The organism is Pseudomonas sp. (genome assembly GCF_036404235.1).
Taxonomy (GTDB): domain Bacteria; phylum Pseudomonadota; class Gammaproteobacteria; order Pseudomonadales; family Pseudomonadaceae; genus Aquipseudomonas.
In genome coordinates this window covers 1-6,471 of record NZ_DASWOT010000208.1, presented here as the reverse complement: position 1 = coordinate 6,471, position 6,471 = coordinate 1, and the positions used below count along the sequence as shown (strand labels likewise).

Here is a 6,471-nt window from a genome sequence, read left to right as displayed (position 1 = left end):
ATATTCAACCTCGATATTTTTCCTCTCAAGCCTCGGTCCTTCCAACTTGCCCGGAAATCCACGATCAATTTGCTTTTTTGAAAGTGGCTATCGATAACCTCTAATTTGAAAACACCGACGTAATAATAGACGGCTGGCCCGGTCAACCAGATGGCCGAACACGACAGTAGGAGTGCATCCTCCATAGCAAGCATCACTTTCCATAAACTGATCAACTGCGATATTGAAGACATTCGTCAATAGCGCGCTGCGATGGATGGGGGCCGTTCAATCTGTAGGAGCCAACTTGTTGGCGAGGCGACTAACGCGGTGTGCCTGTGACACCGCATCGCCAACAAGTTCACTCCTGCACCTGATCAAACCTTGTAAATTGCAGTGCCTGCTTTCTGAGCCAAAGGGGCACTAATAGCCATACTCGCCCAGATATAGTGAAAGCTAATCACCCTGCAGTCGGAAAACACACAAACCTATTACCACGAAGAAATTCAGAATTCCTGGAATGAGTACCCAGCGAGTCAGCGTCCTCGGTAAATGGTTAATTTCCCTCAGGTCAACCAGTCCGCGTTTGCTCCAGTGCTTCGGGAAGGACAATGAAATGAATACCATGCTCAGGCGAAACATTCGTGCGTGGATATTATTGCTACTCCAGTTACGTCGTGCGTCCACTGCCATTTTTGTTCCGGTCAACTTTGCTTCGATTTCATCAAGTTTGAATTTTGCAACGTAGAGAACAATGAGAGGATTGATGATGACGAAGGCGCTGAAGCTCAATAAACCCAGACCATAGGCAGTCGTCGTCATTCTCGCTTTGGGGTCGGTCACCAGGCTGTCCCTGAGGGACGAAGCGCTTTGCAGTGTCTGGTTGATGAACGTGTAGGGCTTGGACATGTACGCGACGTCTCTGATCGTCTGGACGGGAAGCGGACGATAGGTTTGCGTTTGGGTGAGTGTCACTAAACAAAGCGCTGAAATTTGGTTGATTACGAGATTCTCGGAATCGACTTACGGTGCTTGGGGGAGTCGGCCTTCGCGGCACGTCCATGTGGGGAACGATCATTAGCGTCACATCCGCTACTGACATGACGCAATCCAAGCGCTGGAAGCCCTCTGTGGTCACGCCGGTCCCGAGAGTGGTGGGTCAGCCGAGTCGCATCACGACCATCCTGAACTTCAATTTCCACGACAGGGGTTGCATGCGATCTGCATCAGTGTGCGGCGGTGCATATTTCTGAATAATGGCACTCTGCTATTTTTAGGGGGTCTCAATAGTTGGACTCCTTCTTGCAATATCGGTGTTAAGTCGCCTCTAGGCGTCAAAAGTTTGATTTAGCGCGCAGGTAAAGAATCGGTGGATCGCTCTCAATTACTCAACAGTGCTCGCAGCAATCTGATCGGCCTGGGTCGTGGTCAACTGGGCGTGCCGTTGCTGCTGTTGGTCATGCTGGCAATGATGATGTTGCCAATGCCGCCGTTCCTGCTGGACGTGTTCTTCACATTCAACATTGCGCTGTCTATCGTCGTGCTGCTGGTGTGTGTTTACGCATTGCGACCGTTGGATTTTTCGGTATTCCCCACCATCTTGCTGGTGGCGACGTTGTTGCGTCTGGCGCTGAACGTGGCGTCCACTCGGGTGGTCATGCTTCACGGTCAGGACGGCCACGCCGCTGCCGGTAAGGTGATTCAGGCCTTCGGTGAGGTGGTGATCGGTGGCAACTATGTGGTCGGTATCGTGGTGTTCGCGATCCTGATGATCATCAACTTCGTGGTCGTGACCAAAGGTGCCGGGCGTATCTCCGAGGTGAGCGCGCGCTTCACCCTTGACGCGATGCCCGGCAAGCAAATGGCAATCGACGCCGACCTCAATGCTGGCTTGATCGATCAGCCTGAAGCCAAACGCCGTCGTCTGGAAGTCGCCCAGGAGGCCGAGTTCTATGGCTCCATGGACGGTGCCAGCAAGTTTGTGCGCGGTGATGCCATCGCCGGCCTGCTGATTTTGTTCATCAACCTCATCGGCGGCGTCCTGGTCGGTATGTTTCAGCACAATATGACCTTCGCCGATGCCGGTAAGGTCTACGCCTTGCTGACCATCGGTGACGGTTTGGTGGCGCAATTGCCATCGCTGCTGCTGTCGACCGCTGCTGCGATCATGGTCACCCGTGCCTCCGGTTCTGAAGACATGGGCAAGCTGATCAATCGCCAGATGTTCACCACGCCCAAGGCGTTGGCCGTGGCGGCTGGCTTGATCATCGTCATGGGCCTGGTGCCGGGCATGCCGCATTTCTCGTTCCTGACCATGGGGCTGGCCGCTGCCGGTGGCGCGTACCTGCTTTGGAGGAAGCAGAACCTGGTCAAGGTCATGGCGTTGCAGGAGGTCAAGCGTCAGCAAGAGCTGCTGCCTTCTCCCACTCGCGCGCAGGAGTCCAAAGAACTGGGTTGGGACGACGTGACGCCAATCGACATGATCGGTCTGGAGGTCGGCTACCGTCTGATTCCGTTGGTGGACCGCAATCAGGGTGGTCAGCTGTTGGCGCGGATCAAGGGGGTGCGCAAGAAGCTCTCCCAGGAGTTGGGCTTCCTCATGCCGACCGTACACATTCGCGACAACCTCGATCTGGCGCCTAGCGCGTACCGATTGACGTTAATGGGCGTGACCCTGGCCGAAGCCGAGATCTACCCGGATCGCGAGCTGGCGATCAACCCCGGTCAGGTCTTTGGCAGCCTCAACGGTATAAACGCCAAAGACCCGGCGTTCGGTCTGGAAGCGGTGTGGATCGAGATCAGCCAGCGTGCTCAGGCGCAGTCGCTCGGTTACACCGTGGTGGACGCAAGCACCGTAGTTGCAACCCACTTGAACCAGATCCTCTACAAACACTCTCATGAGCTCATCGGCCATGAGGAGGTCCAGCAATTGATGCAACTACTGGCCAAGGGTTCGCCGAAACTGGCAGAGGAACTGGTACCCGGTATTCTGTCGTTGTCTGCGCTGCTCAAGGTGTTGCAAGCGCTGCTCGCCGAACAAGTGCCTGTGCGCGATATCCGCAGCATTGCCGAAGCGATCGCCAACAACGCTGCGCGGAGTCAAGATACCGCCGCATTGGTGGCCGCGGTTCGCGTTGGTTTGTCTCGCGCAATCGTCCAAAGCATTGTGGGGATTGAGCCGCAGCTGCCTGTTATCACGCTTGAGCCAAGGTTGGAACAGATATTGCTCAATAGTCTGCAGAAGGCAGGCCAGGGTCAGGAAGAAGGCGTGTTGCTCGAACCGAGCATGGCTGAGAAACTACAGCGTTCGTTGATCGACGCGGCGCAACGCCAAGAGATGCAAGGGCAGCCGGTTATTTTGTTGGTCGCAGGTCCGGTCCGCGCGATGCTCTCTCGTTTTGGCCGTTTGGCTGTACCGAATATGCATGTTTTGGCGTATCAGGAAATTCCTGACAATAAGCAAGTCACCATCGTAGCGACTGTCGGGCCTAACGGCTGAGGTAGTGAGTCATGCAAGTTAAGCGTTTTTTCGCCGCCGATATGCGACAAGCCATGAAACTGGTTCGTGATGAATTGGGCGCCGATGCGGCCATCATCGGTAACCGGCGGATTGCCGGCGGCGTGGAACTGACTGCCGCTCTGGATTACCAGCTGTCCGCGTTGGCACCGCGTGTGCCGAACATCGAGCTCGAAGACGAGTTGCGCAAGACTCAGTCACGCATCGTCTCGGCCCAGGCCGAACTCACCACTCGGGGTGATCTGGATTCTTCGGTCAATCGCCAGTTGTTCGCCAACACGCCATTGAGCGCGGATGAGAAGCACATCGAGCCCACACTTGATGAGCCGTTCCGTCCATCGATCCATGCGGCCATTGCTGCGGATCGTGCCGAGCGCGCAGCATTCGCCGAACCTGCGATCGGGCAACGTGCTTATGATTCGATGCGCTCTGAATTGAATGGCCTGCGCGAGCTGTTGGAGGTCCAGTTGGGCTCCCTGGCCTGGAACCAATTGCAAGGCAGCCGTCCGGCGCAGGCCAATCTGTGGCGTCGTCTGCAACGCATTGGCCTGTCAGGCCCATTGTCCCGTGACTTGCTGGCGATGGTGACTGACGCCGATGATCAGCAGCACACATGGCGCATGTTGCTGGCGCACCTGGCGCGCATGATCGTGACCCCGGACGTCGAACCGCTCGAAGAGGGTGGGGTGATTGCCATGGTCGGCCCGGCCGGCATGGGTAAAACCACCACTTTAGCCAAGCTTGCAGCGCGTTATGTGTTGAAATACGGCGCGCAAAATATTGCGCTGGTGAGCATGGATAGTTTCCGTATCGGTGCCCAGGAACAACTGAAAACGCTGGGACGCATTCTGAATGTTCCGGTGGTCCACGTCGATCCGGGACAATCCTTGGTTCAGGCATTGGAGCCCTTGCTGCGCAAGCGTGTAGTGCTGATCGATACCGCTGGCCTGCAGGCCAGCGATCCGGCCTTGCGTCTGCAACTCGAAAGCCTCGCCGGTCGTGGCATCAAGGCGCGCAACTATCTGGTATTGGCGACGACCAGCCAGAAGCAAGTGCTCACTGCGGCTTATCACAGTTACAAACGTTGTGGCCTGGCCGGGTGCATCCTGACCAAGCTTGATGAGACAGCCAGTCTTGGTGAGGTGTTGAGCCTGGCAATCAGTCATGAACTCCCCGTGGCCTATCTCACCGACGGTCCACGAATACCGGATGATCTGCATTTGCCGCGTCGGCACCAGTTGGTGAGTCGGGCAGTCAGTGTGCAGATGCAGGAAGAGCCTAGCGAGGAAGCGATGGCTGATATGTTTGCGGATCTTTATCACAGCCCAGGCAAGCGCGTGGGCTAGGTGAAGAAAATGACACTGGAATATACCCACTTCAATGGTCTGCCAAGCATTGTTCATACAACGAACGTGCAGCCCGACATGTGGCTTAGGTCTAAGCAAGACAAGGTAAACAATTAACATGGGCAGCATGCATCCCGTACAGGTTATTGCGGTAACCGGTGGCAAAGGCGGCGTAGGCAAGACGAACGTGTCGGTGAACCTTTCACTGGCACTGGCCGAGCTTGGCCGTCGTGTCATGTTGCTGGACGCCGATCTGGGTCTGGCCAATGTCGACGTATTGCTGGGGCTTACCCCGAAACGCACCTTGGCCGACGTTATCGAAGGCCGCTGCGAGCTGCGTGACGTCTTGCTGCAAGGCCCGGGCGGCATCCGTATCGTGCCGGCAGCGTCGGGTACCCAGAGCATGGTCCACCTGACGCCAGCGCAACACGCAGGCTTGATTCAGGCGTTCAGCGATATTGGCGACAACCTCGATGTACTGGTGATCGATACCGCTGCCGGGATCGGTGAGTCAGTGGTCAGCTTCGTGCGCGCAGCCCAGGAAGTGTTGTTGGTGGTGTGCGACGAGCCGACCTCCATCACTGACGCCTACGCGTTGATCAAGTTGCTCAACCGTGATTACGGCATGAACCGTTTCCGGGTCCTGGCTAACATGGCGCAGAGCCCCCAGGAAGGTCGCAACCTGTTTGCCAAGCTGACCAAAGTCACGGATCGTTTTCTCGATGTTGCCCTGCAATATGTCGGTGCCGTGCCTTACGACGAATGCGTGCGCAAGGCGGTGCAGAAGCAACGTGCGGTGTATGAGGCGTTCCCGCGCTCCAAGTGCTCCCTGGCGTTCAAGGCGATCGCGCAGAAAGTTGACACTTGGCCATTACCGGCCAACCCGCGCGGCCATCTTGAATTTTTCGTTGAACGTCTGGTGCATCAGACCAGCGTAGGGCCCGTGTCATGACAGCAAGTGGGTATCGCATGTACAGCAAATCATCCCGTGATTCCCAATACGAGCTGATCGAACGTTACGCGCCGCTGGTCAAGCGGATTGCCTACCATTTGTTGGCGCGTCTGCCCGCCAGCGTGCAGGTCGAGGATTTGATCCAGGCGGGCATGATTGGCCTGCTCGAAGTCTCGACCAAGTACGACTCCACCAAGGGCGCAAGTTTTGAGACCTACGCCGGGATTCGTATTCGTGGCGCGATGCTCGACGAGGTGCGTAAAGGTGACTGGGCGCCGCGTTCGGTCCATCGCAATACGCGTATGGTCAGCGACGCGATTCGTGCAATTGAAGCAAAAACCGGTCGTGACGCTAAAGATCACGAAGTTGCGGCCGAACTCCAATTGAGTCTCGACGATTACTACGGGATTTTGAACGATACCTTGGGCAGCCGCCTGTTCAGTTTCGACGACCTGTTGCAGGACGGCGAACACGAAGGGCTGCACGAGGACGGCGCGAGCGCTCATATGGAGCCATCGCGTGACCTGGAAGATGAGCGTTTCCAGGGCGCGTTGGCGGAAGCGATTGCCAATTTGCCGGAGCGTGAGCGACTGGTGTTGGCGCTGTACTACGACGAAGAGCTGAACCTCAAGGAAATCGGTGAGGTCCTGGGGGTCAGCGAGTCGCGTGTCAGCCAG

General features: G+C 56.6%; 5 protein-coding genes. 4 read left to right on the top strand and 1 reads right to left on the bottom strand.

Annotation, left to right across the window (positions count from 1 at the left end; translation table 11 throughout):
- Nucleotides 1–435 precede the first annotated feature (435 nt).
- Nucleotides 436–888, bottom strand: a complete 453-nt coding sequence (locus VGC62_RS26140; protein ID WP_331189975.1) for a hypothetical protein — start codon at nucleotides 886–888, stop codon at nucleotides 436–438.
- 460 nt (nucleotides 889–1,348) lie between these two features.
- Between VGC62_RS26140 and flhA the strand changes: the two genes are divergently transcribed.
- The 4 genes from flhA to VGC62_RS26120 all read left to right on the top strand — a co-directional run.
- Nucleotides 1,349–3,478, top strand: coding sequence for a flagellar biosynthesis protein FlhA (gene flhA / locus VGC62_RS26135; protein ID WP_331189974.1), 2,130 nt, complete (start codon nucleotides 1,349–1,351; stop codon nucleotides 3,476–3,478).
- An 11-nt stretch (nucleotides 3,479–3,489) separates the two neighbouring features.
- A complete protein-coding gene (flhF, locus tag VGC62_RS26130) occupies nucleotides 3,490–4,842 on the top strand; it encodes a flagellar biosynthesis protein FlhF (RefSeq protein WP_331189973.1) in 1,353 nt (450 codons plus the stop codon).
- A gap of 118 nt (nucleotides 4,843–4,960) precedes the next feature.
- Nucleotides 4,961–5,794: a flagellar synthesis regulator FleN gene (fleN, locus tag VGC62_RS26125; protein WP_331189972.1), complete on the top strand. Its 834-nt coding sequence runs from the start codon at nucleotides 4,961–4,963 to the stop codon at nucleotides 5,792–5,794.
- Nucleotides 5,791–6,471: RNA polymerase sigma factor FliA (locus VGC62_RS26120; RefSeq protein ID WP_331189971.1), on the top strand; the 681-nt coding region annotated here is incomplete at its 3' end. The genes fleN and VGC62_RS26120, both read left to right, overlap by 4 nt.

Bases quoted from the DNA above. Each gene is read 5' to 3' on its own strand.
- VGC62_RS26140 (WP_331189975.1), bottom strand. From the start codon at position 888: ATGTCCAAGCCCTACACGTTCATCAACCAGACACTGCAAAGCGCTTCG.
- fleN (WP_331189972.1), top strand. From the start codon at position 4,961: ATGGGCAGCATGCATCCCGTACAGGTTATTGCGGTAACCGGTGGCAAA.
- flhF (WP_331189973.1), top strand. From the start codon at position 3,490: ATGCAAGTTAAGCGTTTTTTCGCCGCCGATATGCGACAAGCCATGAAA.